Origin of the sequence: Citrobacter sp. RHB36-C18 (assembly GCF_013814485.1) — a bacterium.
GTDB classification, from domain to species: Bacteria; Pseudomonadota; Gammaproteobacteria; order Enterobacterales; family Enterobacteriaceae; genus Citrobacter; species Citrobacter braakii.
The window spans coordinates 2,480,209-2,504,477 of record NZ_CP057125.1 but is presented as its reverse complement, the minus strand read 5'-3'; the positions used below and the strand labels follow the sequence as shown (position 1 = coordinate 2,504,477).

Here is a 24,269-nt window from a genome sequence, read left to right as displayed (position 1 = left end):
TTCACCTGTATGTCGTTAAACGTCATGCTTGTGGGGCCAGGGCTATAGCTTCAACTTCCAGCGCGAAACCATAATGAAGTTCTGCAACGCCCGCTACCGCGCGGGAGGGCCGGAAATCACCGATCCACTCCCCATAGATTTTGTTAAACGTTGGCCATTGGTTGATATCTGTCACATAGACGCGTACTGACACCAGGTGCTGTCGAGAAACCCCAGCGCCAGCCAGGCAGGCATCAATATTCTGCAGTACCAGCCGCGTCTGCTCTTCAAAAGAGGCCTCGGTTTTTTTTTCGCCATCACTTGTGACCGGCAACTGACCAGAAATGAAGACGAATCCGCCAGCCGTTGTACTGTGCGAGTAATGACCTGCAGGCGGAAAACCTCCTGCAGATGAGTTCAATGTAATGTCCACGGACATAAGAGAATCTCCTGTAGTTAGTGGTAATTCATTTTGTATAAAATAATACTGTTTGTATTATTTATACGCTTTCATACCGCGTTCGGCTAGTGATAGTTTTCACAGGTGATGATTTTGTGAACTATGGCAAACGTGACCCACGTTATATAGCTATCCAGGTGCAGTGAAAGAGGGGGGAACGCTTTTGATGAGGGTAAAGCAGGGGAGTGAAGAAGCGCCCCGGGGCGGGGCGTTAAAGCCAAAAATTAGCCGATATGGCCGTGGTTAATCTTACTTAACGGTTCATTGATATCGAAGATTTTGCACGTCACGTCATCTACACCCAGGTGCTTCAGGCGGGCCGTGTGTTTTTTGATATAGGCCAGAGCGCTGTCTTCATCCTGAAACAAGTAGATGCCACCCGCTTCGTGGTTTGCTGCGTTCTCGGTCCAGATTTTCCAGATGAAACCCGGTTCCTGGTTGATGGATTCTGCCAGTTCAACAAGCTGATGTGACATCTCAGCGCCAAACGGACCAGGAAAATCAAAGTGTATCTGCACGAGTTTGTTTGCCATAAATCCTCCATGGATTGGTTAATTCGGGTAAGGCTGCTAGCGTAACAGCACTTTACCCGTCAGATAAGTTACTGCTTGTCCACCAATATAAACACGCGTTCCTGTCAGCTGGCAGCGTAAATCGCCGCCGCGTTCAGAGACCTGGCGCGCCAGCATCTGCGTTTTATTCAGTTTTGCAGCCCAGTAAGGAATCAGCATGCTATGCGTCGAACCGGTAACCGGGTCTTCCGCGACCGCTTCACCCGGGCAGAAGAAACGGCTGACGAAATCGTATTCCCCGTCACCCGGCGCGGTGATACATACCATTTTCCCGAGGGGAATCATGGCGTGGATATTCGGGCGCACAGCCTCAACCTGCTGTTGATTCTCCATCACGACCATGTAATCGCGCGCGACGCGCACTTCTTTATATTCGGTGATGCCCAATGTTTCCAGCAGTAAGGCGGGCGGTTCGGCAGGTTCGCTTTGCCAGGCAGGAAAATCAAGCGTCAGCCAATCACCGCTGCGCGTGACCGTCAGTGGCCCCACAAAACGGGTGGCAAAATGGATGGTCGCTTCCGGGAAATCCAGATGTTCAAAGATGACATGTGCGGCGGCAAGCGTGGCGTGCCCACACAGATTAATTTCGCCTTGCGTGGTAAACCAACGCAGCTCGAAGCCATTCTCATTGGCGACAAAAAAAGCGGTTTCCGACTGGTTATGCTGCTGCGACATTTTTAATAATATTTCATCGGGCAACCAGTCATCGAGCGGGCATACTGCTGCGGCATTACCGCCAAACGTCGTAGTGGTAAAGGCATCTACCATGTAGAAATCGATTTGTTGCACGGTGTAACCCTCTCATCGCACTCAGGATATCCCACACTCTATCATGCAATGATTGTCATTGGTTAAGCGCCCTGATTCGCCTGCGTGGTAAAAATTCGCTATCATCCGTTTCCACACTTCATCCTGGCCGCTCATGTCTACGATCCTCGATACCTTTATTGCCCCGCCTTGTCATGAGGAGATAGCGATCCTCTATCAGGACGAGCATCTGGTGCTTATCAATAAACCCACCGGACTGCTTAGCTTGTCGGGGAAAAACCCGCAGAATTTCGATTCGGTACATCACCGGCTGGTACAGATTTACCCCGGCTGTACGCTGGTACATCGGCTTGATTTTGGGACGTCAGGGCTGATGGTGATTGCCCGTAACAAGGCTATCAACGCCGCGCTTTGCCAGCAGTTCAGTCAGCGCGCGGTAAGCAAGGTGTATAGTGCGTTGTTGTGCGGGCATCTGAAAAACGATGAAGGCGTTATAGACGCAGCGATTGCCAAGGATCCGGCGCTGTTTCCACTGATGTCGATTTGCGCCATTAACGGTAAACCCGCGCGCTCGCGCTATCAGGTTATTGAGCGTTTTCATCATCGCCAGCAAGATGGGACGTTACTCGCTTTGACGCGGGTACGGCTGACACCTGAAACCGGGCGTACCCACCAGTTGCGGATCCACTGTCAGCAGTTGGGGCATCCCATTTTGGGGTGCGATTTATATGGTGGGCGTCTGCTGCCAGGCACCGAACGGACGTCGAGACTGATGCTGCATGCCAGTGAACTGCATTTCAGGCATCCGGTCAGTCAGGAATGGATGACGGCCCAAAACGCCAGCCCGTTTTGAGGATATAAAAAAGCCGCCAGATGGCGGCTATTTGGGGATTATCGTGCAGCGCGTTGTAAAATAACCGCTGACGGCTGGCGCTGCAGAAAACGCATCCGCAGCATCATCAACACGGCCGCAGAGGTCAGGCCGATAATAAAGCCCATCCAGAATCCTGCCGGTCCCATCCGGTCAACCACCAGATCGGTCAGCGCCAGAATATAGCCGCTCGGCAGACCCAGTACCCAGTATGCCGTAAAGGTAATAAAGAAAATGGAACGCGTATCTTTATAACCACGTAGGATACCGCTGCCAATAACCTGGATAGAGTCCGATATTTGATACACCGCGGCCAGTAACATGAGCTGCGCTGCCAGAGCGACAACTTCCGGGTTATTGTTGTAGAGCAGGGCAATGTGCTCACGGAATGTTACGGTGAAAATCGCCGTCACAACCGCCATGCAGACGCCGACGCCCAGACCTGTTCTGGCTGCGGTTTGCGCATCCAGCGTGGAACCCTGGCCCAGACGATAACCGACTCGAATGGTGACGGCTGCAGCCAGAGACATCGGCAGGACGAACATTAACGAGCTGAAGTTGAGCGCGATCTGGTGTCCGGCCACGTCGACAATCCCCAGCGGGGAAACCAGTAGCGCCACCACAGCAAACAGCGTCACTTCGAAAAATAACGCCAGCGCGATAGGTAAACCCAGCTGTACCAGGCGCTTCATTACGGCGGTGTCCGGTTTCTGGAAACCACGCTCATTACGGATATCACGCATCGAGCGTGCGCGTTTAACGTATGACAGCATGGCGATAAACATCACCCAGTAAACCGCCGCTGTTGCCACGCCGCAGCCCACACCGCCTAGCTCCGGCATGCCAAAATGCCCATAAATGAAAACATAGTTAACAGGAATGTTCACCAGCAGGCCGAGAAATCCCATCACCATCGCCGGTTTGGTTTTGGCCAGACCTTCACACTGGTTACGGGCTACCTGGAAGAACAAATACCCCGGCGCGCCCCACAGCAACGCGCGCAGGTAGCCGACGGCTTTATCTGCCAGCGCCGGGTCGATGTTATGCATGGAGCGAATAATGTATCCCGCGTTCCAGAGCACGATCATAATCAGAATGGAGACGCTGCCCGCCAGCCAGAAACCCTGGCGTATTTGATGGGCAATACGATCGCGGCGCCCGGAACCATTGAGTTGCGCAATCACTGGCGTCAAGGCCAGCAGCAGTCCGTGACCAAACAAAATGGCCGGCAACCAAATAGATGTGCCAATGGCGACGGCCGCCATGTCCGTGGCGCTGTATCCGCCCGCCATGACGGTATCAACGAATCCCATTGCGGTTTGAGCGATTTGCGCAAGAATCACCGGAATTGCCAGAGCTAATAACTGACGCGCTTCACTTACATACTTTTGCACGTGTACACCACTATATTGTTGTTATTTGAGAGACTAAAAAAGCCGCCTTATATGGCAGCAAGGAGAAAAAGCAGGGGAAATTTCAGTCTATTGTAGCGAGGAATACGTAATTCTCCAGTGAAAAAACAGGCAGTAGCGGCGCATCGCTGGCAACCTGAATTTCCACCTGCTATTGTGCTGTGCAGAGATGTCTTAATTCAGTTCAGGAGTTAGAAGTATGTTTACGGGTATTGTGCAGGGCACCGCGAAATTGGTGTCCATTGATGAAAAACCAAATTTTCGTACGCATGTTGTGGAGTTACCTGAATATATGTTGGATGCGCTGGAGACCGGCGCATCGGTTGCCCACAATGGGTGCTGCCTGACGGTAACCGAAATCAACGGTAACCAGATAAGCTTTGATCTGATGAAAGAAACGCTGCGTATCACCAATCTGGGTGACCTGAAGGTTGGGGATTTGGTCAACGTTGAGCGTGCGGCAAAATTCAGTGATGAAATTGGCGGACATTTAATGTCGGGCCATATTATGACGACCGCCGAAGTGTCGAAAATTCTGACCTCGGAGAACAACCGCCAGGTGTGGTTTAAAGTTCAGGACCCGTCGCTGATGAAATACATCTTGTACAAAGGATTTATCGGAATTGATGGCATCAGTCTGACGGTCGGCGAGGTGACACCGACGCGTTTCTGTGTGCATTTGATCCCGGAAACGCTGGAACGTACGACGCTGGGTAAGAAAAAGTTAGGCGCGCGGGTCAATATCGAAATCGATCCTCAAACCCAGGCGGTGGTTGATACCGTTGAGCGCGTACTGGCGGCGCGTGAAAACGCCATCAGTAACGTAACGGGTGAGGCGGGAGCCTAAGCCAGAGTGTAAAACCCCCGTTGGCACGGGGGTGATAACGATTAGCGGGGAACGCGCAGGCCGTGTTCAACGCCGCGGGAAAAAACCACCTGCCACAGCTGAATGTCGCGAGCACGAAACGCACCGGCGCAGGCGTTCAGGTAATAGCTGAACATCCGTTTAAAGCGTTCGGTATAGTTATCGGCGATTTCAGGCCAGGATCTCATGAAACGCTCGTGCCATGCCATCAACGTTGTATCGTAATCCGCGCCAAAATTATGCCAGTCTTCCATCACAAAATGCGGCTCGCTGGCGTTGGCAATCTGGCGAACTGACGGTAAACAGCCGTTCGGGAAGATATATTTATTGATCCACGGATCAACGTTATTGTCGGTCTTTTTGGAGCCGATGCTATGCAGCAAAAAGAGACCGTCGGGTTTTAAATTACGATCAACCACTTCAAAATAAGTCGCGTAGTTCTTCGGCCCCACATGCTCAAACATGCCGACGGAGACAATGCGATCAAATTTGTCGTTAAGGTCGCGATAATCCTGCAGCAAAATTGTGACATCCAGCCCCGCACAACGCGCCTGCGCCATTTTCTGCTGTTCTGCCGAAACGGTCACGCCCACCACGCTAACGCCATATTGTGACGCCATAAACTGGGATAAGCCGCCCCAGCCGCAGCCGATATCGAGCACCCGCATGCCTGGCTTCAACTGCAGTTTTTCGGCAATCATTTTTAGCTTCGCCTGTTGGGCAGATTCCAGGGTATCGGCATCTTTCCAGTAGGCGCAGGAATACTGCATATAAGGGTCCAGCATGCGGGTAAAGAGATCGTTGCCCAAATCGTAGTGTTCTTTGCCGACGACCCACGCACGTTTTTTGGTCTGTAAATTGAACAGGCGAGCCGTGGCGATACGGAGCGTATCTTTAAAGTGGCGGGGGAGTTGGTTTTCAAGACCGGCGCGCAGGACTTTACAAAAAAACATGTCCAGCCGGTCGCAATCCCACCAGCCATCCATATAACTTTCGCCCAACCCTAACGATCCTTCCTGCAATACGCGTTTGAAAAAATCGGGGTTCGTTACGCGAATATCTGCCGGTGCCGGACCATTAATGGTAATACCTGCACGGCTCAATAATTCATTGGTGATGCGGTACCAGTCATCATCCGGTACGCTGACGTCTTCTATACACGATGAACTCATAGCTTCTCCATCACTGGTCGGTGATCAGAACCTTAAAATAGCGTAGACGCTTTTTTGGGCTTTGTGAGAACTCTCACGGAATTAATCCGCAAATCTATAATCCGACGTAGAACAGAGGAAGGGAGGAACCCTTGCCGAAAAGACCATCCATGGGAAAACGGGAACGTTCTTGTCCCCGTTAACACATAACAATTATCGTTTTTTTAACAACCGGAAATCAGTATAGGCCTGAATTTTTGACGATTCAACCAATAAATATTAGCAGGCTAATCAATTATCAAAGGTGATTACTAGTGAGACTCACCGTGGGCAATTTGCGCCCGATCATCTGTGTGCGGGGCGTTAGCCTTCTGCGACTGCATTTTGTAACCCGCGGCCGCCAGCAGCACCGTTGTCAGCATCACGCTGGTGGTGGTGAGCAGCGGGGTGGCGATCAACCAGGAAACCACAAGGCTTGCCAGGAAGCATAAACCCAGTTGCAGTGTGTTCTGCAATGCCGCTGCGCGTCCCGTAGCTTGTGGGAAAGGACGTAACGCCTGAGCCACAACAATAGGGTAGATTGCTCCATTGGCAATCGCCATAACGCAGAATGGAATGAGGATTTCAGCCAGCGCAACATGGTGAATAAAGCCGGTTGCCCAGGTGGCTACTACGCTAAAGGCATACAGAATGAGTAACCAGGGCAGCAACTGACGGCCCTGCCATTTTTGCAGCGCAGCGCGGCAGCCGTAACCACCAATTAAGAAAGCGATGGTTTGTGGAACATAGCTCAGGCCAATCACCGCCGGACTGTAGCCCATTTCGCTGAGGATGAACGGGGAACCCGTCAGCCACGCGAAGAAGCTCGCGGAGCAGGCGGCATAAATCAGCACGTTTCCGCGGTAAACTTTTGAGCGCAACAGGGTAGCGAAAGTCAGTTTATCCTGGCTGTCGTCGCGTGCTTTAGCTGTTGGTTTTAAGCGCAGAGCCGGAAGCATCAGGATCAGGGTAATGGCAAACAGGGTGGCGAAAATGGCCTGCCAGGAAAAATGTACCAGGATCCAACTGCCTAATAACGGCGCTAATGCCGGGGATAACCCGACCAATGGCATAATGGTGGCAAAGATGCGGTTTACTTTTTGTGAAGGATAATAATCGGTGACCAGCGCCTGCCAGATAACCGATGCCGCACAAACGCCAACGGCCTGAACAAAGCGCAGTACCAGCAGACCGGTGGCATTTTCAACCCACAGCATGCCCAAACTGCCCAGCGCGAAGATGGATAAACCCAGCAGCAAAACAGGCTTGCGACCATAATGGTCAGAGAGCGGCCCCCACAGAAGTTGCGCGACGGCAAAACCCGCTAAGAATAAGCTAAGGCTGGCGCTGACGGCAGATGCAGGCGTCTGCAGATCGGACTGAATTGCGGCAAAGGCGGGCAGATACATATCCGTTGCCAGAAAGCCGAGTACGCTAAGACCCGCCAGCCAGACTAAAAATCCTTTCCCAGGTTGCATCATCATTTCTCTTTTTTTAGCAGTAGAACAATGCCGCTGAGTGTAGTGAGTGTAATTCTTGCTGTGAAACGCTAATATTTGCTTACTGATTTCAAATTTTTTGTGGGCAGAATATGTGGTCGGAATATTCACTTGAAGTTGTGGATGCGGTTGCGCGTAACGGTAGCTTTAGTTCGGCCGCGCAGGAGTTGCACCGCGTACCCTCGGCGGTAAGCTACACCGTGCGTCAACTGGAAGAGTGGCTGGCGGTGCCGCTTTTTGAGCGACGCCATCGGGATGTGGAATTGACGCCTGCCGGTGCATGGTTTCTCAAAGAAGGCCGCTCTGTTATCAAAAAAATGCAGATCACCCGCCAGCAATGTCAGCAAATTGCCAACGGCTGGCGCGGGCAGTTGGCGATCGCGGTAGATAACATTGTCCGCCCGGATCGTACCCGACAGATGATCGTGGATTTCTATCGTCATTTTGATGATGTGGAACTGCTGGTTTTCCAGGAGGTGTTTAACGGTGTCTGGGATGCGCTGTCCGATGGGCGCGTTGAGCTGGCAATCGGCGCCACGCAGGCGATTCCGGTGGGGGGGCGCTATACCTTCCGCGACATGGGAATGCTGAGCTGGAGCTGCGTGGTGGCAAGCCATCATCCGTTGGCGTCAATGCCCGGACCGCTAAGCGACGACACGTTGCGCAACTGGCCGTCGCTGGTGCGTGAAGACACGTCGCGGACGCTTCCTAAGCGTATTACCTGGCTGCTGGATAACCAAAAGCGCGTCGTGGTGCCTGACTGGGAATCTTCTGCGACCTGTTTATCGGCAGGTTTGTGCGTGGGTATGGTACCGACGCATTTTGCCAAACCGTGGATCGATAGCGGCAAATGGGTCGCGCTACAGCTGGAGAATCCATTTCCTGATGCCGCATGCTGCCTGACATGGCAACAGAACGATACGTCGCCGGCATTGAGCTGGCTGCTGGACTATTTAGGGGATAGTGAAACGCTGAATAAGGAATGGTTGCGGGAGCCCGATGAGGCTCCCGCACAACAGTCTTAACGACGGTAATCGCGGAACGGGCCGTCGGCAACGGAGCGGCGTTCTACCAGGCGCGGATGAACCTCGATAGACTGCGACTCTTCACGTTTATTCACGATACGGTCTAACAGCATGTTGAAGGCCGTTTCCCCCAGTGAATCTTTAGGCTGGTGAATGGTCGTCAGAGCCGGCGTGAAGAAGCGGGCGTTGCGCACGTTGTCGTAACCGATGAGCGAAACATCCTGCGGTACGCGCAGTCCCATCTCGTCAGCGGCGCACAGCGCACCCATCGCCATGATATCGCCACCGCAGAAGACGGCGGTCGGACGATGCGACTGTGACAGAATTTGCTGCATGGCGCGATAGCCGGATTCAGGCTCAAAATCGCCCTGCACAATCCAGTTTTCAGGAACTTTAATGAGCGCTTCTTCCATCGCTTTCATAAAGCCTGCCAGACGCCCGGCTCCGGTATTACGCTCCATTGGGCCTGGGATCACGCCAATCTCACGATGACCGCGTTCTACCAGATACCGACCCGCCATGTAACCGCCTTCGAAGGCGTTATCAATGACCGTATCGGTAAAGTCGGCTTTAGCTTCGCCCCAGTCCATGACGACCATCGGAATATGGCGGTACTCTTCGAGCATCGAAAGCAGCGACTCCGGATATTCAGAACACATCACCAGCAGACCATCAACGCGCTTTTGCGCCATCATTGACAGATAAGCCTGCTGTTTTTCGAGACTGTTCCATGCGTTACCCAGAATCAGGGTATAGCCTTTCTGGAAACAGTTTTTCTCAACGGCTTCGATAATTTCAGCGAAATAGGCCGCTTCGCTGCTGGTGGCCAGCAAGCCAATAGACTTGGTGTGATTCACCTTCAGGCTGCGCGCCACGGCGCTCGGAGAATAGTGCAGCTCTTTGATCGCCGCCCAGACAGCATTACGCGTTTCTTCCGCGACAAAGCGCGTCTTGTTAATTACGTGTGATACGGTTGTAGTGGAAACGTTTGCTCGCTTCGCTACATCTTTAATTGTTGCCATTACATCTCACTCCAGACCATATCCTAAGCTCCTGAGAATACTCCAGGTAAACGTTTGCCTTAACACACCCTTAGCGCAACGTAAGGGTTGCGGCACGCCGGGAAAACGACACGGAACGTCAGGAAGGGGTCAATGGCCGGTACGCTAATCAAGTAAGCGTGGAATTTTGTCTGATCTTAACGAAAAGGGGAAGAGTTAAAAGCAGTTATCAATATAAATCGTGAGAGATTTTTGCTTTCAAGTGTGTAAAAATGCGCAATATCACTTTTTGTGTGGGAATAAAAAGGAGAAAACTTGATGAGCACCGATCTGAAATTTTCGTTAGTGACTACCATTATTGTTCTGGGTTTGATCGTCGCGGGTGGCCTGACCGCAGCGCTGCATTGATTTCCCCCGAGGGAGTTCGCTCTCCCTCATCCTTTCCGCTTGCCTTTCCCGTCGATTGTTTGCGAATAAGCAAAAGTCTTTTGCAATTTTGTTAACTTTATTAATTTTGCGATCAATGTCATGCTTTTGACTCTTATTTTATGTCGCGCCCCGGCTCGACGTTACGGAGTCGAAATATGAAACTCAATTATCCTTTACTGGCGCTGGCGATCGGCGCGTTTGGCATTGGCACCACTGAATTTTCGCCAATGGGATTATTGCCCGTCATTGCCAAAGGTGTGGATGTCTCGATTCCCGCGGCCGGAATGTTAATCAGCGCGTATGCGGTTGGGGTGATGGTGGGTGCTCCGCTGATGACATTACTGCTGTCTCATCGTGCGCGACGTAATGCGTTGATATTCCTGATGGCGATTTTCACGCTGGGCAACGTGCTTTCGGCTATCTCGCCGGATTACACCACCCTGATGTTATCGCGTATTTTGACCAGTCTGAACCATGGGGCATTTTTTGGTCTTGGCTCCGTTGTCGCTGCAAGCGTAGTACCCAAACATAAGCAGGCCAGCGCCGTGGCAACCATGTTTATGGGGTTGACCATTGCCAATATTGGCGGCGTTCCTGCGGCGACCTGGCTTGGTGAAACCATCGGTTGGCGTATGTCGTTTATGGCAACGGCGGGTCTGGGCGTCATCGCCATGGTCAGCCTGTTCTTCTCTTTACCCAAAGGTGGGGCGGGAGAGCGCCCGGACGTCCGTAGCGAACTGGCGGTACTTATGCGTCCGCAGGTGCTGTCGGCGCTGCTGACGACCGTTCTGGGAGCCGGGGCGATGTTCACGCTTTATACCTATATCTCACCAGTGTTACATACGATCACCCATGCCACACCGGCGTTTGTGACCGGTATGCTGGTGCTGATTGGCGTTGGCTTCTCTATCGGTAACTATCTTGGTGGCAAACTGGCTGACCGTTCCGTCAACGGTACGCTGAAAGGCTTTTTACTGCTGCTGATGGTTATTATGCTGGCCATTCCTTTCCTGGCGCGTAATGAGCTGGGTGCGGCAGTCAGTATGGTGGTCTGGGGGGCAGCGACGTTTGCGGTCGTTCCGCCGTTGCAGATGCGCGTGATGCGCGTTGCCAGCGAAGCGCCTGGATTATCATCGTCAGTCAACATTGGCGCGTTTAATCTGGGGAATGCTCTGGGTGCCGCAGCCGGTGGGGCGGTGATTTCCGGTGGGTTGGGCTACAGCTTTGTTCCGGTGATGGGGGCAATTGTGGCGGGGCTTGCGCTGCTGCTGGTCTTTATCTCGGCGCGCAAACAGCCTGAAGAGGCTTTCACTACCGCGAATTAATGCTAAAACGCAGAAGGGTTCTCCTTCTGCGTCATCTTTTTTATGCTGCGAAGTTCTTCGCAACAAATTGCCAGTTCACCAGCGCCCAGAAGTTTTCCAGGTAGCCAGGACGGGCATTGCGATAATCGATGTAGTAGGCGTGTTCCCATACGTCAACGGTCATCAGCGGCGTCGCGTCGGTGGTCAGCGGTGTACCTGCATTGGAGGTGGAAACGATAGCCAGTTTGCCATCCGTTCCTTTTACCAGCCAGGTCCAGCCAGAACCGAAGTTTTTAATAGCGGCATCGGTGAACTGCGCTTTGAAATCCGCAAAGCTGCCAAAGGAGGCGGCAATTGCTTCGGCCAGTTTACCGGTAGGTTCGCCACCTGCGTTCGGTGCCAGGCAGTTCCAGTAGAACGTGTGGTTCCATACCTGTGCTGCGTTATTGAATACACCGCCTTCAGAGCTACGTACGATCTCTTCCAGTGATTTGCCTTCAAACGCCGTGCCTTTAATCAGGTTGTTCAGATTAGTCACGTAAGTTTGATGGTGTTTGCCATAGTGATATTCCAGCGTTTCGGCAGAAATGTGCGGTGCCAGAGCATCTTTGGCATACGGTAATGCAGGTAATTCAAACGACATTGCTTCTCTCCTTATTATTTATATTGAGTACACACAATAGCCTCATTGTGAGTAAGGATAGGGTAGCAAATTGAAAGGTTATGCAAAAGAAGAACTTACCCTACAGCATGTACTGTAGGGTAAGTTTTTAACGAATTGTTTTTGGCGTCATTACCCGACGAGCGCCCACATAGTGGCGCTGCCAGTAATCTTCACTCAGAGAGGTGATTTGAATTTCCTGGCCGCTGCGCGGTGACTGAATAAACTTACCGTTGCCAACATAAACGCCAACGTGATCGGCAGTTCCACGCCCCTGGGTACGGAAAAATACCAGGTCGCCATTTTTCAGTTCGCCACGTTCAATCGGCGCTGCATCGCGCAGATGATACATTTCGTTCGCAGTGCGTGGAATGCGGAATTTCACCAGATCTTTATAGGCGTAATAGACCAGACCGCTGCAGTCAAACCCGGTTCTTGGTGAGGTGCCGCCCCAGCGATAAGGCTTGCCGATTTGGTTCATCAGCGTGGACATGGCGGTTTTAGTGGCTTTCTGCACTTTCACTTTATGCGCGTCAGCCAGCGTCGTTGGTGCGGTGGTTTTCACTTTTACACAGCGCGGCTTATGACCTTTGCGCGGCGTGCATTTTTCAGTCCAGGTAACGGCAGCGGTTTGTGCTGCGGTGTTTTTACCACGACGGTTTGCTGTTTTAGTCGACTTTGCCGGAGCGGCAGTGCGATGTTTAGAAGAGGAAGCGGTTTTGGTGCTGGTTTTGCTGGTGGTTTTTGTCGCCGTTTTCTTGCTGGTCTTTGTTGTTTTTTGGCTGGTTGTTGCGCTTTTCTTTTTATCTACCGTTTTGATGGTGTGGGAATGGGTAGGTGTCGTCCTGGCCTGCTTGGAAGCATGAGCCATGGGCGTAAAGGGCAGTGTAGTAAAAAGTAAAGCACAGAGCGTGATCGAGATTCGGTTTATCCGCGCCACTGAGCAATCCTCTGGTAAGGCAGGTCTATCATGCCTGCGTGTGATTTTCAAAACTTGATGATTCTAATCTATAGAAAGAGGGAAAGTTAATAGCTTTTTTGTTTAAAACTACGTTTCGTAACCGACCGCAAAAAAAATCAGCAATTAAAGTTGGCGTTGGTGAACGAATAATCAAATCCACAGGCTTTAAAGGGATAAGTGAGATTGTGAATGCAACTTTTGGCGTCAGGGGATAAAATAATAACGCGTAATGAAAATGTTATTTTCCGTTGCCTGTCTGACCCGCTACAATGTCAGACTACTGCCGTAAAAGAAGTTTAAGGAAGCAAGATAATGAGCACCACTATCGAAAAAATCCAGCGCCAGATCGCTGAAAACCCGATTCTCCTGTACATGAAAGGTTCCCCTAAACTGCCAAGCTGCGGTTTCTCCGCTCAGGCTGTGCAGGCGCTGTCCGCCTGTGGTGAACGCTTTGCTTATGTTGATATTCTGCAGAACCCGGATATTCGCGCCGAGCTGCCGAAATACGCAAACTGGCCAACCTTCCCGCAGCTGTGGGTTGATGGTGAGCTGGTTGGCGGCTGTGACATTTTGATCGAAATGTACCAGCGCGGTGAGTTGCAGCAGCTGATTAAAGAAACAGCGGCGAAATACAAAACTGAAGAGCCGGACGCTGAATAATATCAGCGTAAATAAAAAAGCGACCTCGTGATGGTCGCTTTTTTTATCGGTCCGTTATGCCTCTTCAGGCACGGGAAGAGGCCAGCCGCCGAGACGTTTCCAGCGGTTAACAATTTCGCAAAACAGCACGGCCGTCCGTTCGGTGTCATACAGCGCCGAGTGCGCCTGAGTCCCGTCAAATTCCATTCCTGCCGCCAGGCACGCTTTCGATAACACAGTTTGCCCCAGAGACAGGCCGCTTAAGGCCGCAGTATCAAAGGTGACGAACGGATGAAATGGATTACGTTTGAGCGAGGCGCGTTCTGCTGCGGCCATCATAAAACTGTGGTCGAACGTAGCGTTATGCGCCACCATGATCGCCCGATTGCAGCCGCTGTCTTTAATGCCTTTACGCACCATTTTAAAGATGGCATGCAGAGCGTCATATTCGCTGACCGCGCCGCGTAGCGGATTGTTAGGGTCAATTCCGTTAAAGGCGAGGGCTTCCGGCTGCAAATTCGCGCCTTCAAATGGCTCTACGTGGAAATGTAACGTCGTGTCCGGCATCAGCCAGCCTTGTTCATCCATTTTCAGTGTGATGGCTGCGATCTCAAGCAGCGCATCGGTTTTGGCATTGAACCCTGCGGTTTCGACATCAATGACGACAGGATAAAAACCACGAAAACGGTCACACAGACCGGAAAGTTGAGCGTTATCGGACATCTGGGTCTCTTAATACGGGAAAATTGCAGCGCGTATTATGGCAAAATGATGAGTATAAAACTACGGGCACAGACGATCTGCGCCCGTGGGGAGGTCAGTCGCCCAGGCCGCGCCCGGCGTCTTTCTCTTCGATCAGTTCAATTTTGTAACCGTCTGGATCTTCAACGAACGCAATTACGGTGGTGCCGCCTTTTACCGGACCGGCTTCACGCGTGACGTTACCGCCATTCTGACGAATACGTTCACAGGCTTCGGCTGCGTTGTCTACGCTCAGGGCGATATGGCCGTAGGCAGTGCCCAGCTCATACTTGTCGACACCCCAGTTATAGGTCAGTTCGATCACGGCTTCGCTGGTTTCAGGGCCGTAGCCGACAAAGGCCAGGGAGTATTTGTATTCAGGGTTTTCGCTGGTACGCAGCAGCTTCATGCCCAGCACGTTGGTATAAAACTCGATGGAACGCTGCAGGTCACCCACGCGCAGCATGGTATGAAGTAAACGCATCTTTTTCCCCTTCGAAAATGGCTAATACATTCAAAATGTTGTTTTAGTATAGCGGCGTTGTTACGCCGCTATCAATGGCAGAACGGAGTTTGTGACGTTAGAGGGTAGGATAATCGGTGTAACCTTCCGCGCCGCCGCCGTAGAAGCTTTCGGCACGTTGCGGATTCAGCTCCGCTTTACGCTGCAGGCGCGCAACCAGATCCGGGTTTGCGATATAGGCGCGACCAAAAGCAACGGCGTCGATCAGGCCCTTCTCGATCAGTGCTTCTGCTTTTTCAGGTGTGTAGGCACCCGCACCAATGATCGGACCGTGGAAACGTGCACGAACTTTTTCGCGAAACGCATCGGAATACGGCTCGCCGCCAGCCCAGTCCGGCTCAGACATATGCAGGTAAGCGATTCCGCGCTTGCCCAGTTGTTCAATCAGATACAGCGCATCAGCTTCTTCGTTCGGGCCGTTGTCAACGTTCTGGAATGAGCCAATCGGAGATACGCGAATACCAATGCGATCGGCACCCCATTCTTTAATACCGGCATCGACAACTTCCAGCACCAGACGCGCACGATTTTCGACGCTGCCGCCGTATTGATCGGTACGCTGGTTAGACGTTGGCGACAGGAACTGGTGCAGCAGATAGCCGTGAGCGGAGTGCAGTTCAACCATGTCGAAACCCGCTTCGCGCGCGTTGGCAATCGCCTGACGGAAGTCATTAACGATGCCGGGAATTTCTTCCGTTTCCAGCGCACGCGGCATTGAGGTATCCGCACGCGTTGCCAGACCATTTTCATCACGCAGCGAGGTCCGGGTACCGGCGCTAATTGCGGAAGGTGCGACCGGTGCCTGACCGTTGGGCTGCAGACTGGCGTGAGAGATGCGCCCGGTATGCCACAACTGGACCGCAATATGACCTTGCTCCGCATGTACGGCAGCGGTGATTTTTTTCCATGCGGCAATTTGCGCTTCGCTGTGTAAGCCGGGTGCCCCCGCATAGCCTTTCGCCTGCGCGGAAATCTGTGTAGCTTCACTGATGATAAGACCCGCGCTGGCGCGTTGACGGTAATACTCGGCCATCAGCGGAGTAGGGATGTCGCCAGGCTCAATGCTGCGCAGACGCGTCAGCGGTGCCATGAATACGCGGTTTGCTGCCGTAATAGCACCCACTTTCAGTGGGGAAAAAAGTTTTTCAGATGACATATGGCACTCCTGAATAGACCGGTCGTCTAGTAATAAAAGAAATAAAAACGCCTGTTAAACGGCAGGCGTAGTAATGATGGTTTTAACGTGCGCCAGCGCATTTTCCAGCGGGGTGGCGCTACGAGAAATCTTGGCCTGCAGGTTGGCGCCCAGCCACAGCGCATACAATACCTGCGCCTGCTGTAACGGCTCGCCAACAAAGGACAGACAATGGTTTGCCTGACCTTTCTCCAGCGCCTGCGCTAACAGCGCAATAATGTGCCGCGCGCCTTTATCCATCGCCGTGCGCATATCTTCTGACAGATCGCACACTTCGGCGGACAGTTTTACGGTTAAACAACCGCTGATAATGCCGTGCTGGCTAAACTGGTTCAGTGTTTCCTGATAGTAGGCCAGAATGCGGTCGCGATAGTTTCCTGCCCCCGTATCAAAGTGCGTAGCCAGTCGCTGATGATAGGCCGCATAGTGGCGTTCCAGCATCGCAACACCGAACGCTTCTTTAGAGCGAAAATAGTGATAAAACGAACCTTTGGGGATTTCAGCGGTTTTCAGTAGTTCGCTTAAGCCCATACCGGTGAAGCCGCGCTGCATACACAGCAGTTCGCCAGTCGCCAGCAGATGTTCGCGTGTATCGTGTTCAGTGATTTTGTTCATGGAAAGGAGTGTAATAGACCAGTCGGTCTAATGCAATAGCGCTTGCGAGAAATTCAGTTAACGTCTTCAATAGGTATATCAATCTTACGAAAGGAGGGGATGTGGCCGAACAGCTGGAGTTTTTCCCCGTCCAGAGCCCATGCCGTGGAATATGTCAGTCTGACGAGCGCGGTTTTTGCCGCGGCTGTTTTCGCAGTCGGGATGAGCGTTTTAACTGGCAAAAGATGAGCGATGCCGAAAAGCAGGAAGTGCTACGGCTTTGTCGTCAGCGCCTGATGCGTAAATTACGAGCAAACAAAGCCAACCCTTCGGAAGAACCGCAACAACCTTCACTCTTTTAAAAGCGTAATTGCGTATACTCGATGCACATTCACTTATAAGGAAGCTGCTATGGTTCAGCGTATTACTATTGCGCCGCAAGGTCCGGAATTTTCTCGCTTTGTAATGGGGTATTGGCGCCTGATGGACTGGAATATGTCCGCGCGCCAGCTAGTCAGCTTTATTGAAGAACATCTGGATCTGGGCGTTACCACCGTCGATCACGCCGATATTTACGGCGGATACCAGTGTGAAGCGGCGTTTGGTGAGGCACTGAAGCTGGCCCCGCATCTGCGTGAAAAAATGCAGATTGTTACCAAGTGCGGGATCGCCACGACGGCGCGCACGGAAAATGCGCTGGGTCATTACATCACCGACAGCGCGCATATCATTGCCAGTGCGGAAGCATCGTTGAAGTTGCTGGCGACCGATCATATTGATTTGCTGCTCATCCACCGTCCCGATCCGCTCATGGATGCGGACGACGTCGCTGACGCGTTCAAAAAATTGCACCATAGCGGAAAAGTGCGTCACTTTGGCGTATCTAACTTCACCCCGGCACAGTTCTCACTACTGCAATCGCGTCTGCCGTTCACGCTGGCGACTAACCAGGTTGAGATCTCACCGGTACATCAGCCGCTCCTGCTGGATGGTACTTTAGATCAACTGCAACAATTGCGCATTCGTCCGATGGCCTGGTCCTGCCTCGGCGGTGGTCGTCTGTTTAATGACGATGCGTTCCAGCCATTACGTAATGAACTTGCCACAATCGCAGAAGAGTTAAACGCGCAGTCCATTGAGCAGGTGGTGTACGCCTGGATTTTACGTCTGCCGTCTCAGCCGCTGCCGATTATTGGCTCAGGGAAGATAGAGCGTGTACGCGCCGCCGTTGAGTCTGAGTCATTGAACATGTCTCGCCAGCAGTGGTTCCGTATTCGCAAAGCTGCGCTGGGTTACGACGTACCGTAATCGCGTTTTTGACGCTTCTCCGTTCAAATTTGTGTCACTGGTTTACACTTATCAATCAGACACCTTTTGGACGGAGGTCTTATGAAGCGTTTGAGTTTGGCCATTATTACTCTACTCGCCTGTGCAGGTGCGCAGGCTGCCAGTGAAGAAAAAGTGACGATGAATCTGGTAACGTCGCAAGGCGTCGGCCAGGCGATTGGTACGGTCACTATTGCTGAAACCGGGAAAGGGCTGGAGTTTACGCCCGATCTGAAAGCGCTGCCGCCGGGTGAACATGGCTTCCATGTCCATGCGAATGGCAGTTGCCAACCGGCGATTAAAGAAGGAAAAGCCTCAGCCGCGGAATCGGCTGGAGGCCATTATGATCCGCACCAAACCGGCAAGCACGAAGGCCCGGAAGGCGCAGGCCACATGGGCGACCTGCCTCTGCTGGTGGTGAATAACGACGGTAACGCCACAACACCGGTCATTGCGCCGCGGCTGAAAACGCTCGATGAGGTTAAAGGCAAAGCGCTGATGATCCATGTCGGTGGCGATAATATGTCCGATCAACCAAAACCGCTTGGCGGTGGCGGAGCGCGCTACGCCTGTGGCGTTATTAAATAATCAATTGCCTAGCGTACCCGGCGGAGGCGCCTGTTCGAGCTGCGAAAGCGAGCAGTGTAGTCGCCAGATAAGCGCCGACAGTTCCTGCGCCGCAGGTTGATGATGGTGGGCGAGCGTGTCGCAAATACGCTGTAGCTCACTCAGCGTGGTATTCAGTGGCCGTTGCTGAACGCCGCGCTCACTCATTACGTCGCGAAGCAACGAAATACACACGTCTCTGACACGAGCCAGAGGATCTGAACGCACCTCCCAGGTGCGCAGTTGCCACACCACGTGCGAGCAGTTCAGCAAGACAACCCCCCAACGCAATAGCCAGCGTCGCGCCAGTGCATCCTGACTGTTGCTGAGCTGGCTGACGTGATGATAGGTCAGCGACTCAAATTCGTTTTCACTGAGCGAGGGATGTCGGCTGAGCTGATCGACAAAATCCCGGCGCAGGGCGCGAATGTGGCGGCGACCTTTCCGCGCATCCGATCCGGGCCGCAGAATGGCGAATGCCAGCCACGATAGCGCCACGCCGGTGATTTTCGCCATATTGTCATTCAGGAAATCAGCAAAATCATAAACCGGTGGATTAGTCACCGCGATAAACGATCCCATAAACACGATTAGCTGTCCCCAAAGACCCGCCAGCGCGGGCATTTGCAGCTTCAGGAGTTGCATGGTAGCGAGCAACGGGAAGAGAAACAGAATGAATTGCCAGAGGTCAGAGATTTGCACCATCAGGCCAAACTTAACCACAAAGCTAAACAGCGACAGCAGAACCAGCGTGCGCATCAGCAAAGAAAGTGACTTGAACGGCGTGGCTACGGCGGAATAGAGCACGCTGCTGATGGCCGCGAGCGTTAGTGCGCCAGAGCCTGATTCCCATTGCGCGCCAATGCTCCATGCGCCGATAAGCATCAGGGTACAGAACGTACGCAATCCGCTCCAGAGTGCTTCCGCATTATCGGTATGACGGGCAAGTCCTGGCGTGCGGGCGATAGTAATACGCTCGGCGGTAACGCCATTTTCCAGTAAATGCAGATAATGACTGCTGCGTAAGTACAGCCGACAAAAATAACGCAGTCGTTGCCAGAAGGCGACGTGCCGATAGTCGCGCGCATCGAGGGGACGCAGGGGGGCAATAATACGCGCGACGGTGTAGGTGTCGGTATTGGATTTGACCAGCTCGCTGAGCAGTTGTTCGATGATTTCCCGGGTATTAGCCGGGGGAGTGGGCCAGTTCAGGAGCATCCTGCGCAGACTGGAGATCACGCTGGTCATACGTAACTGCTGATGCAACAGCGAATTGAGCAACGCATTTTGACGGCGAAAACGGTAGTGACTCCAGAACGCCTGAATACGCAGCAGGTTCATGGTCAGAATCTGACCGATAACACCTTCATGGGCTGTGCGAATCGCATCCGTTGTCTCCGGTTGCCAGAGTAAGCTGGCATGCTCCAGTAAACGCGAATGCATGTTTTTCAGCGCGGTAAGCAGCGTGGTCCCATCGGAGGTGCTGGGGAGGATCATCATCATCATGCCGCCGCACAGGATACCGACGATGACCTCGCATACGCGGGCCTGAGCGATATCCCACAACTGCGTAATCTCTATGGTATTGACCATGGGAAAAGCAATGATCGCCGCCGTATAACCGGCCAGTTGAAAGGCGTAGGCGACGTTATTGGTGAAGTGAGCGCAGGCCCAGGTACAAAAACCGATCCACACTGACATGCTCAGCAAAAACAACCACGGCTCATTGAGGGTATGACCGGCAATAATCAACGCGGCGGTGGCACCCAGCAAGCTACCCGCAACACGACCCAGACTTTTGCTGATAACCCCGCCGACGGTGGGAAAGCTGACCACTGCCGCCGAGGTCATCGCCCAGTAGGGCTCATCCAGATTCAGGTAATAGGCGAACGTTAATGCCAGACACATCGCAATGGTATTTCGCAACGCATAACGCCACTGCGCTACCGTGGCTTTAAACCACGGCCAATGGCCTGGCATCAGGTGGGACAGTTTCATTTACGCTGGCCGATAGAGACGCTGCAGGTCGTACCAGAAACCAGGGTGACATTCTGCGGCAGAGCGTCGAATTCGATGCGGACCGGAACGCGTTGGGCCAGACGCACCCACGGCACATTGGGTTTGATGTCGGGAATCAGGCCGGAATCGCTTTCCACACTTTGGTCGTAGATGGCGCGACCAATACTGGATACGTGACCCTGTAACTTTATGTTGCCGCTGTAGAGCGTGATAACCGCAGGAGCACCTTCACGAATGTGGCGCAACTTGGTTTCTTCAAAATACCCCATCACATAGAAAGAGTGGCTGTCGACAAGGGCAAACAGGGGCTTACCGGTTGAGGCGTAGTCTCCAGTACGAGTTGAAAGGTTGGTGACCCAGCCCGCTACGGGCGCTTTGACCACCGTCTGCGTCAGTTGCCACTGTGCCTGGCGCAGACTGGCCTCGGCTGCTTCAACGCTGGCCTGCATGGCTTTCACGTTGAGGTTAGCAGTATCCAGATCTTCGGCTGAGATATAATTTTGCGATAAATGACGGCGGCGGTTGGCTTCGTTATTGGCTTTCGCCAGATCGGACTGTGCCTTCGCCAGCTGCGCTTGCGCATTTAGTTCAGCAATGTGAAACGGCGTCTTATCGATGATAAAAAGGACATCGCCTTTGTTCACAAACTGGTTATCTTTTATATTGAGTTCGCTAATGCTGCCTGAGACCTGCGGCGTGATGCTGACCTGCTCAGCACGTACTTTGCCATCACGTGTCCAGGGCGATTGCATATAGTAATTCCACATCCACCATCCGGCGAAAACTGCGATGGCAGCGACTATAATGGTGGAGAAGTATTTAATGGTTTTAAGCGACATAATCACCACACAATCAGCATTACAAAGGCCAGACATACGCAAAGCGTAAAGAGTGACAGATCCATTAACAGGGGATGCCAGATTTCGCCGGAGTAAATCCAGTCGCGCAGGAGGCGATGAACAACCAGCCAGAGAATAAATCCTGCTACAAACGCCTTGAAAACAGGAGGGAAGTAGACAGATGCTCCGATCATTAAATCTTGTAGGGGCAATCCTGTTGCATTAAACATAAACTTCACGGGCAAAATCCTTGGCGGAAGAGAGCATTGCTATAGGTTTAGCAAAAAAGAGACAATGAGTCTCTGTAACGCATAATGTCTGAAAAAATGTCAGCCGGTAAGCAAATTTGGCAATACATTTGTTTTGGGAATACAAATGCTGCACACTATTCTAAAATCAGCATAATAACTTAGCAAGCTAATTATAAGGAGATGAAATTGGAATCGCCATTAGGTTCTGATCTGGCACGGTTGGTGCGCATTTGGCGTGCTCTGATTGACCATCGCCTGAAACCTCTGGAGTTGACGCAGACGCATTGGGTTACGCTGCACAACATTCATCAATTGCCGCCTGATCAATCGCAGATTCAGTTGGCTAAAGCGATTGGCATCGAGCAGCCTTCGTTGGTACGCACGCTTGACCAGCTGGAAGAAAAGGGACTCATTTCACGACAGACTTGCGCCAGCGATCGTCGGGCAAAGAGAATTAAACTGACAGAAAAAGCAGAGCCGCTGATTGCAGATATGGAAGCGGTTATCAACAAGACGCGTGGAGAAATTTTGGAAGGGATTTCAGCTGAGGAAATTGATCTGCTGATTAAACTGGTCGCCAGACTGGAACACAATATTATTGAACTGCAGTCACAGGGCTGAAACGATAAGATGACGTGTGGCCAGAGCCTGACCACACGTGAATTCGATTAGCGTGGAGACACAGTAACCTGGCTGCCGTTGTTAGCCATAACAACGCGCTGGCCAGCTGAGAACTTGGTCGCACCCTGTTTCTGAACCACCATGATGGTATTACCGTCGTCCTTACGGATTTCCAGTTCTACACCCTGGGTTTTATTCATCGCACCTTGTACGCCTTGACCCGCTACGCCACCGGCAACTGCGCCAGCCGCCGTGGCTAATGAACGACCCGTACCGCCGCCGACGGTGTTACCCAGGAACCCGCCGAGTACCGCACCACCAATGGCGCCAATCACGTTTGCGTCATCGCCACCCTGGATTTGCACCGGACGAACATGAACAATTGTACCGTAGGTAACGTTCTGAACTTGTTTCGCTTCGGATGCGGTGTATACGTCGCCTGAAAGGCTATCATTGTTAACGCAGCCCGCCAAAGACACACCCATTAATGCAACAATCAGCACACGTTTAATCATTTACAAATCTCCTTTAACACCACGAAACGCTAATAAAGCACCCTTCATGGCTAAATTATATGGCACTTGTGAGCCTAAGGTCACATGTTCTACTGGAACAATATGAAAATCTTAACCGAAATCGGATATACCGAGTATAAACGAATCATTCATATAATTGATGTAATAAAGCGTCCATTGTAATGATTAGCCCTCAAAAATCATTAAGGAAGCATGGCATTAGTCGGCACTTTATGGTTGAGTGTCAAGGCTAATTTGCTTAAAAGGATGACATATGAAATCGGGCCGTTTTATCGGTGTAATGTCTGGAACCAGCCTTGATGGCGTCGATGTTGTGCTGGCGACAATAGATGAAACGATGGTTGCGCAACAGGCGAGTCTGACCTGGCCTATCCCTCTCCATATAAAGCAGGCGATCCTGGATATCTGCCAGGGGCAGCAGCTTACGCTATCGCAGTTTGGCCAACTCGACGCACAGCTCGGTTATCTGTTTGCCGAGGCGGTGAATGCACTGTTGGCACAGGAAAAATTGAAACCGCAGGAGATCGTTGCGATTGGCTGTCATGGGCAAACCGTGTGGCATGAACCGACGGGAATCGCGCCGCACACGCTGCAAATTGGCGACAACAATCAAATCGTTGCGCGTACCGGGATAACGGTGATCGGCGATTTTCGTCGCCGCGATATCGCTCTCGGCGGGCAGGGCGCGCCGTTGGTTCCCGCTTTTCATCAGGCGCTGTTGGCTCATCCAACGGAGCGGCGGATGGTGCTAAACATCGGCGGAATTGCCAATCTGTCTCTGCTTATCCCACAGCAACCCGTTCGCGGTTACGACACCGGGCCGGGCAATATGCTGATGGATGCCTGGATCTGGCGGCAATGCGGCCAACCCTACGACAAAGATGCGCAGTGGGCCACATCGGGAACGGTGATCCTGCCTTTACTGCAAAATATGCTTAACGATCCTTATTTTTCTGCGCCTGCGCCGAAAAGCACTGGCCGCGAGTATTTCAATTATGGCTGGATAGAACGTCATATGGCGCAGTTCCCGGGAATAAGCCCGCGGGATGTGCAGGCGACGCTTGCCGAACTGACGGCCGTGACCATTTCCGAGCAGGTCTTGCTAAGCGGAGGCTGTGAACGGCTAATGGTATGCGGCGGCGGCAGCCGTAATCCGCTGCTGATGATGCGTCTGGCGGCGTTATTGCCAGGGACAGAGGTCACCTCAACCGATGAGGCTGGGATCAGCGGCGATGATATGGAGGCCCTGGCTTTTGCCTGGCTGGCGTGGCGAACGCTGGCGGGATTACCGGGAAATCTGCCTTCCGTGACCGGCGCATCAGAACCGAGCGTTTTAGGGGCGATTTATCCCGCTAACCCACGAACTCAGAGTTAACTGAAAT

General features: G+C 52.4%; 27 protein-coding genes and 1 pseudogene. 11 read left to right on the top strand and 17 right to left on the bottom strand.

Translation table 11 applies throughout. From position 1 onward, the window contains the following. Positions 1-22 precede the first annotated feature (22 nt). The 3 genes from HVZ52_RS11925 to HVZ52_RS11915 all read right to left on the bottom strand — a co-directional run bounded on the left by HVZ52_RS11925 (position 23) and on the right by HVZ52_RS11915 (position 1,800). Positions 23-418 carry a RidA family protein gene (locus HVZ52_RS11925; RefSeq protein WP_019076721.1) on the bottom strand — a complete coding sequence of 132 codons (396 nt, stop codon included), beginning with the start codon at positions 416-418 and terminating at the stop codon, positions 23-25. 245 nt (positions 419-663) lie between these two features. Then, complete coding sequence (locus HVZ52_RS11920) at positions 664-972, bottom strand: monooxygenase (RefSeq protein WP_019076722.1); 309 nt, start codon at positions 970-972, stop codon at positions 664-666. A gap of 36 nt (positions 973-1,008) precedes the next feature. Further along, complete coding sequence (locus HVZ52_RS11915; RefSeq protein WP_065554474.1) at positions 1,009-1,800, bottom strand: PhzF family phenazine biosynthesis protein; 792 nt, start codon at positions 1,798-1,800, stop codon at positions 1,009-1,011. 133 nt (positions 1,801-1,933) lie between these two features. Here HVZ52_RS11915 and HVZ52_RS11910 point away from each other — a divergent pair, with 133 nt between their 5' ends. Further along, on the top strand, positions 1,934-2,632 hold the full coding sequence (locus tag HVZ52_RS11910) for an RluA family pseudouridine synthase (RefSeq protein ID WP_047358440.1): 699 nt from the start codon (positions 1,934-1,936) through the stop codon (positions 2,630-2,632). 38 nt (positions 2,633-2,670) lie between these two features. Here the strand turns inward: HVZ52_RS11910 and mdtK are convergent, their stop codons facing one another. Further along, complete coding sequence (mdtK, locus tag HVZ52_RS11905) at positions 2,671-4,044, bottom strand: multidrug efflux MATE transporter MdtK (protein WP_016152981.1); 1,374 nt, start codon at positions 4,042-4,044, stop codon at positions 2,671-2,673. 217 nt (positions 4,045-4,261) lie between these two features. Between mdtK and HVZ52_RS11900 the strand changes: the two genes are divergently transcribed. Beyond that, positions 4,262-4,909: a riboflavin synthase gene (locus HVZ52_RS11900; protein ID WP_047417658.1), complete on the top strand. Its 648-nt coding sequence runs from the start codon at positions 4,262-4,264 to the stop codon at positions 4,907-4,909. A gap of 41 nt (positions 4,910-4,950) precedes the next feature. Here the strand turns inward: HVZ52_RS11900 and cfa are convergent, their stop codons facing one another. Both cfa and punC read right to left on the bottom strand, forming a co-directional pair. After that, positions 4,951-6,099: a cyclopropane fatty acyl phospholipid synthase gene (gene cfa, locus HVZ52_RS11895; RefSeq protein ID WP_181598270.1), complete on the bottom strand. Its 1,149-nt coding sequence runs from the start codon at positions 6,097-6,099 to the stop codon at positions 4,951-4,953. 290 nt (positions 6,100-6,389) lie between these two features. After that, on the bottom strand, positions 6,390-7,595 hold the full coding sequence (punC, locus tag HVZ52_RS11890; RefSeq protein WP_016156423.1) for a purine nucleoside transporter PunC: 1,206 nt from the start codon (positions 7,593-7,595) through the stop codon (positions 6,390-6,392). Positions 7,596-7,708: 113 nt separating this feature from the next. Between punC and punR the strand changes: the two genes are divergently transcribed. Further along, positions 7,709-8,641, top strand: coding sequence for a DNA-binding transcriptional activator PunR (gene punR / locus HVZ52_RS11885; protein ID WP_019076726.1), 933 nt, complete (start codon positions 7,709-7,711; stop codon positions 8,639-8,641). Here punR and purR read toward each other — a convergent pair. Further along, positions 8,638-9,663 carry an HTH-type transcriptional repressor PurR gene (gene purR / locus HVZ52_RS11880; protein ID WP_003832757.1) on the bottom strand — a complete coding sequence of 342 codons (1,026 nt, stop codon included), beginning with the start codon at positions 9,661-9,663 and terminating at the stop codon, positions 8,638-8,640. The two genes, punR and purR, sit on opposite strands and share 4 nt — an antisense overlap. Before the next feature lie 297 nt (positions 9,664-9,960). Here purR and cydH point away from each other — a divergent pair, with 297 nt between their 5' ends. Beyond that, positions 9,961-10,050, top strand: coding sequence for a cytochrome bd-I accessory subunit CydH (gene cydH, locus HVZ52_RS11875; protein ID WP_003029209.1), 90 nt, complete (start codon positions 9,961-9,963; stop codon positions 10,048-10,050). Positions 10,051-10,226: 176 nt separating this feature from the next. After that, complete coding sequence (locus tag HVZ52_RS11870; RefSeq protein WP_046276347.1) at positions 10,227-11,396, top strand: MFS transporter; 1,170 nt, start codon at positions 10,227-10,229, stop codon at positions 11,394-11,396. A 40-nt stretch (positions 11,397-11,436) separates the two neighbouring features. Here the strand turns inward: HVZ52_RS11870 and sodB are convergent, their stop codons facing one another. Beyond that, positions 11,437-12,018 carry a superoxide dismutase [Fe] gene (gene sodB / locus HVZ52_RS11865; protein ID WP_181598269.1) on the bottom strand — a complete coding sequence of 194 codons (582 nt, stop codon included), beginning with the start codon at positions 12,016-12,018 and terminating at the stop codon, positions 11,437-11,439. Between the two features lie 127 nt (positions 12,019-12,145). Continuing rightward, complete coding sequence (locus HVZ52_RS11860) at positions 12,146-12,976, bottom strand: C40 family peptidase (protein WP_019076728.1); 831 nt, start codon at positions 12,974-12,976, stop codon at positions 12,146-12,148. Positions 12,977-13,309: 333 nt separating this feature from the next. On the opposite strand from HVZ52_RS11860, the gene grxD reads away from it, so the two are divergent. Next, a complete protein-coding gene (gene grxD / locus HVZ52_RS11855; protein ID WP_003832760.1) occupies positions 13,310-13,657 on the top strand; it encodes a monothiol glutaredoxin 4 in 348 nt (115 codons plus the stop codon). Between the two features lie 54 nt (positions 13,658-13,711). On the opposite strand, the gene rnt is transcribed toward grxD, so the two are convergent. The 4 genes from rnt to HVZ52_RS11835 form a co-directional block, all read right to left on the bottom strand. Next, entirely contained in the window at positions 13,712-14,359 is a 648-nt protein-coding gene (rnt, locus tag HVZ52_RS11850) for a ribonuclease T (RefSeq protein WP_016152990.1), read from the bottom strand. Between the two features lie 94 nt (positions 14,360-14,453). Then, the gene (gene gloA, locus HVZ52_RS11845) at positions 14,454-14,861 is read right to left on the bottom strand and encodes a lactoylglutathione lyase (RefSeq protein ID WP_003029198.1); all 408 of its coding nucleotides are present in this window, start codon (positions 14,859-14,861) and stop codon (positions 14,454-14,456) included. A 97-nt stretch (positions 14,862-14,958) separates the two neighbouring features. Beyond that, on the bottom strand, positions 14,959-16,056 hold the full coding sequence (locus HVZ52_RS11840; RefSeq protein WP_003029197.1) for an alkene reductase: 1,098 nt from the start codon (positions 16,054-16,056) through the stop codon (positions 14,959-14,961). 54 nt (positions 16,057-16,110) lie between these two features. Continuing rightward, the gene (locus HVZ52_RS11835) at positions 16,111-16,710 is read right to left on the bottom strand and encodes a TetR/AcrR family transcriptional regulator (RefSeq protein WP_181598268.1); all 600 of its coding nucleotides are present in this window, start codon (positions 16,708-16,710) and stop codon (positions 16,111-16,113) included. 101 nt (positions 16,711-16,811) lie between these two features. Between HVZ52_RS11835 and HVZ52_RS11830 the strand changes: the two genes are divergently transcribed. The 3 genes from HVZ52_RS11830 (at position 16,812) to sodC (ending at position 18,603) form a co-directional block, all read left to right on the top strand. Beyond that, the gene (locus HVZ52_RS11830; protein WP_016156428.1) at positions 16,812-17,051 is read left to right on the top strand and encodes a DUF1289 domain-containing protein; all 240 of its coding nucleotides are present in this window, start codon (positions 16,812-16,814) and stop codon (positions 17,049-17,051) included. Positions 17,052-17,100: 49 nt separating this feature from the next. Further along, positions 17,101-17,997 carry an aldo/keto reductase family oxidoreductase gene (locus HVZ52_RS11825; protein ID WP_016152993.1) on the top strand — a complete coding sequence of 299 codons (897 nt, stop codon included), beginning with the start codon at positions 17,101-17,103 and terminating at the stop codon, positions 17,995-17,997. Positions 17,998-18,078: 81 nt separating this feature from the next. Then, positions 18,079-18,603, top strand: a complete 525-nt coding sequence (sodC, locus tag HVZ52_RS11820) for a superoxide dismutase [Cu-Zn] SodC (protein WP_016156429.1) — start codon at positions 18,079-18,081, stop codon at positions 18,601-18,603. On the opposite strand, the pseudogene HVZ52_RS11815 reads toward sodC, so the two are convergent. From HVZ52_RS11815 to HVZ52_RS11805, 3 genes and pseudogenes are all read right to left on the bottom strand, one after another. Next, positions 18,579-20,619: pseudogene (locus HVZ52_RS11815) on the bottom strand (FUSC family protein). The gene sodC and the pseudogene HVZ52_RS11815 overlap by 25 nt on opposite strands. Further along, positions 20,616-21,479, bottom strand: a complete 864-nt coding sequence (locus tag HVZ52_RS11810) for an HlyD family secretion protein (RefSeq protein ID WP_016156431.1) — start codon at positions 21,477-21,479, stop codon at positions 20,616-20,618. The pseudogene HVZ52_RS11815 and the gene HVZ52_RS11810 overlap by 4 nt, the downstream one beginning before the upstream one ends. Before the next feature lie 2 nt (positions 21,480-21,481). Beyond that, positions 21,482-21,718, bottom strand: coding sequence for a DUF1656 domain-containing protein (locus HVZ52_RS11805; RefSeq protein WP_016156432.1), 237 nt, complete (start codon positions 21,716-21,718; stop codon positions 21,482-21,484). A 192-nt stretch (positions 21,719-21,910) separates the two neighbouring features. Between HVZ52_RS11805 and slyA the strand changes: the two genes are divergently transcribed. Then, entirely contained in the window at positions 21,911-22,351 is a 441-nt protein-coding gene (slyA, locus tag HVZ52_RS11800; protein WP_019076732.1) for a transcriptional regulator SlyA, read from the top strand. Between the two features lie 47 nt (positions 22,352-22,398). Here slyA and slyB read toward each other — a convergent pair whose 3' ends face one another. Next, a complete protein-coding gene (gene slyB, locus HVZ52_RS11795) occupies positions 22,399-22,866 on the bottom strand; it encodes an outer membrane lipoprotein SlyB (RefSeq protein WP_046276343.1) in 468 nt (155 codons plus the stop codon). Positions 22,867-23,140: 274 nt separating this feature from the next. Between slyB and anmK the strand changes: the two genes are divergently transcribed. Continuing rightward, positions 23,141-24,262: an anhydro-N-acetylmuramic acid kinase gene (gene anmK / locus HVZ52_RS11790; protein ID WP_016152999.1), complete on the top strand. Its 1,122-nt coding sequence runs from the start codon at positions 23,141-23,143 to the stop codon at positions 24,260-24,262. Positions 24,263-24,269 lie beyond the last annotated feature (7 nt).

Excerpts from the sequence above, each read along its gene's own strand:
- HVZ52_RS11925 (WP_019076721.1), bottom strand. The coding sequence starts at position 418 with ATGTCCGTGGACATTACATTGAACTCATCTGCAGGAGGTTTTCCGCCT.
- HVZ52_RS11920 (WP_019076722.1), bottom strand. The coding sequence starts at position 972 with ATGGCAAACAAACTCGTGCAGATACACTTTGATTTTCCTGGTCCGTTT.
- HVZ52_RS11910 (WP_047358440.1), top strand. The coding sequence starts at position 1,934 with ATGTCTACGATCCTCGATACCTTTATTGCCCCGCCTTGTCATGAGGAG.
- HVZ52_RS11900 (WP_047417658.1), top strand. The coding sequence starts at position 4,262 with ATGTTTACGGGTATTGTGCAGGGCACCGCGAAATTGGTGTCCATTGAT.
- cfa (WP_181598270.1), bottom strand. The coding sequence starts at position 6,099 with ATGAGTTCATCGTGTATAGAAGACGTCAGCGTACCGGATGATGACTGG.
- punC (WP_016156423.1), bottom strand. The coding sequence starts at position 7,595 with ATGCAACCTGGGAAAGGATTTTTAGTCTGGCTGGCGGGTCTTAGCGTA.
- punR (WP_019076726.1), top strand. The coding sequence starts at position 7,709 with ATGTGGTCGGAATATTCACTTGAAGTTGTGGATGCGGTTGCGCGTAAC.
- purR (WP_003832757.1), bottom strand. The coding sequence starts at position 9,663 with ATGGCAACAATTAAAGATGTAGCGAAGCGAGCAAACGTTTCCACTACA.
- cydH (WP_003029209.1), top strand. The coding sequence starts at position 9,961 with ATGAGCACCGATCTGAAATTTTCGTTAGTGACTACCATTATTGTTCTG.
- HVZ52_RS11870 (WP_046276347.1), top strand. The coding sequence starts at position 10,227 with ATGAAACTCAATTATCCTTTACTGGCGCTGGCGATCGGCGCGTTTGGC.
- sodB (WP_181598269.1), bottom strand. The coding sequence starts at position 12,018 with ATGTCGTTTGAATTACCTGCATTACCGTATGCCAAAGATGCTCTGGCA.
- grxD (WP_003832760.1), top strand. The coding sequence starts at position 13,310 with ATGAGCACCACTATCGAAAAAATCCAGCGCCAGATCGCTGAAAACCCG.
- rnt (WP_016152990.1), bottom strand. The coding sequence starts at position 14,359 with ATGTCCGATAACGCTCAACTTTCCGGTCTGTGTGACCGTTTTCGTGGT.
- gloA (WP_003029198.1), bottom strand. The coding sequence starts at position 14,861 with ATGCGTTTACTTCATACCATGCTGCGCGTGGGTGACCTGCAGCGTTCC.
- HVZ52_RS11840 (WP_003029197.1), bottom strand. The coding sequence starts at position 16,056 with ATGTCATCTGAAAAACTTTTTTCCCCACTGAAAGTGGGTGCTATTACG.
- HVZ52_RS11835 (WP_181598268.1), bottom strand. The coding sequence starts at position 16,710 with ATGAACAAAATCACTGAACACGATACACGCGAACATCTGCTGGCGACT.
- HVZ52_RS11825 (WP_016152993.1), top strand. The coding sequence starts at position 17,101 with ATGGTTCAGCGTATTACTATTGCGCCGCAAGGTCCGGAATTTTCTCGC.
- sodC (WP_016156429.1), top strand. The coding sequence starts at position 18,079 with ATGAAGCGTTTGAGTTTGGCCATTATTACTCTACTCGCCTGTGCAGGT.
- HVZ52_RS11810 (WP_016156431.1), bottom strand. The coding sequence starts at position 21,479 with ATGTCGCTTAAAACCATTAAATACTTCTCCACCATTATAGTCGCTGCC.
- slyA (WP_019076732.1), top strand. The coding sequence starts at position 21,911 with ATGAAATTGGAATCGCCATTAGGTTCTGATCTGGCACGGTTGGTGCGC.
- slyB (WP_046276343.1), bottom strand. The coding sequence starts at position 22,866 with ATGATTAAACGTGTGCTGATTGTTGCATTAATGGGTGTGTCTTTGGCG.
- anmK (WP_016152999.1), top strand. The coding sequence starts at position 23,141 with ATGAAATCGGGCCGTTTTATCGGTGTAATGTCTGGAACCAGCCTTGAT.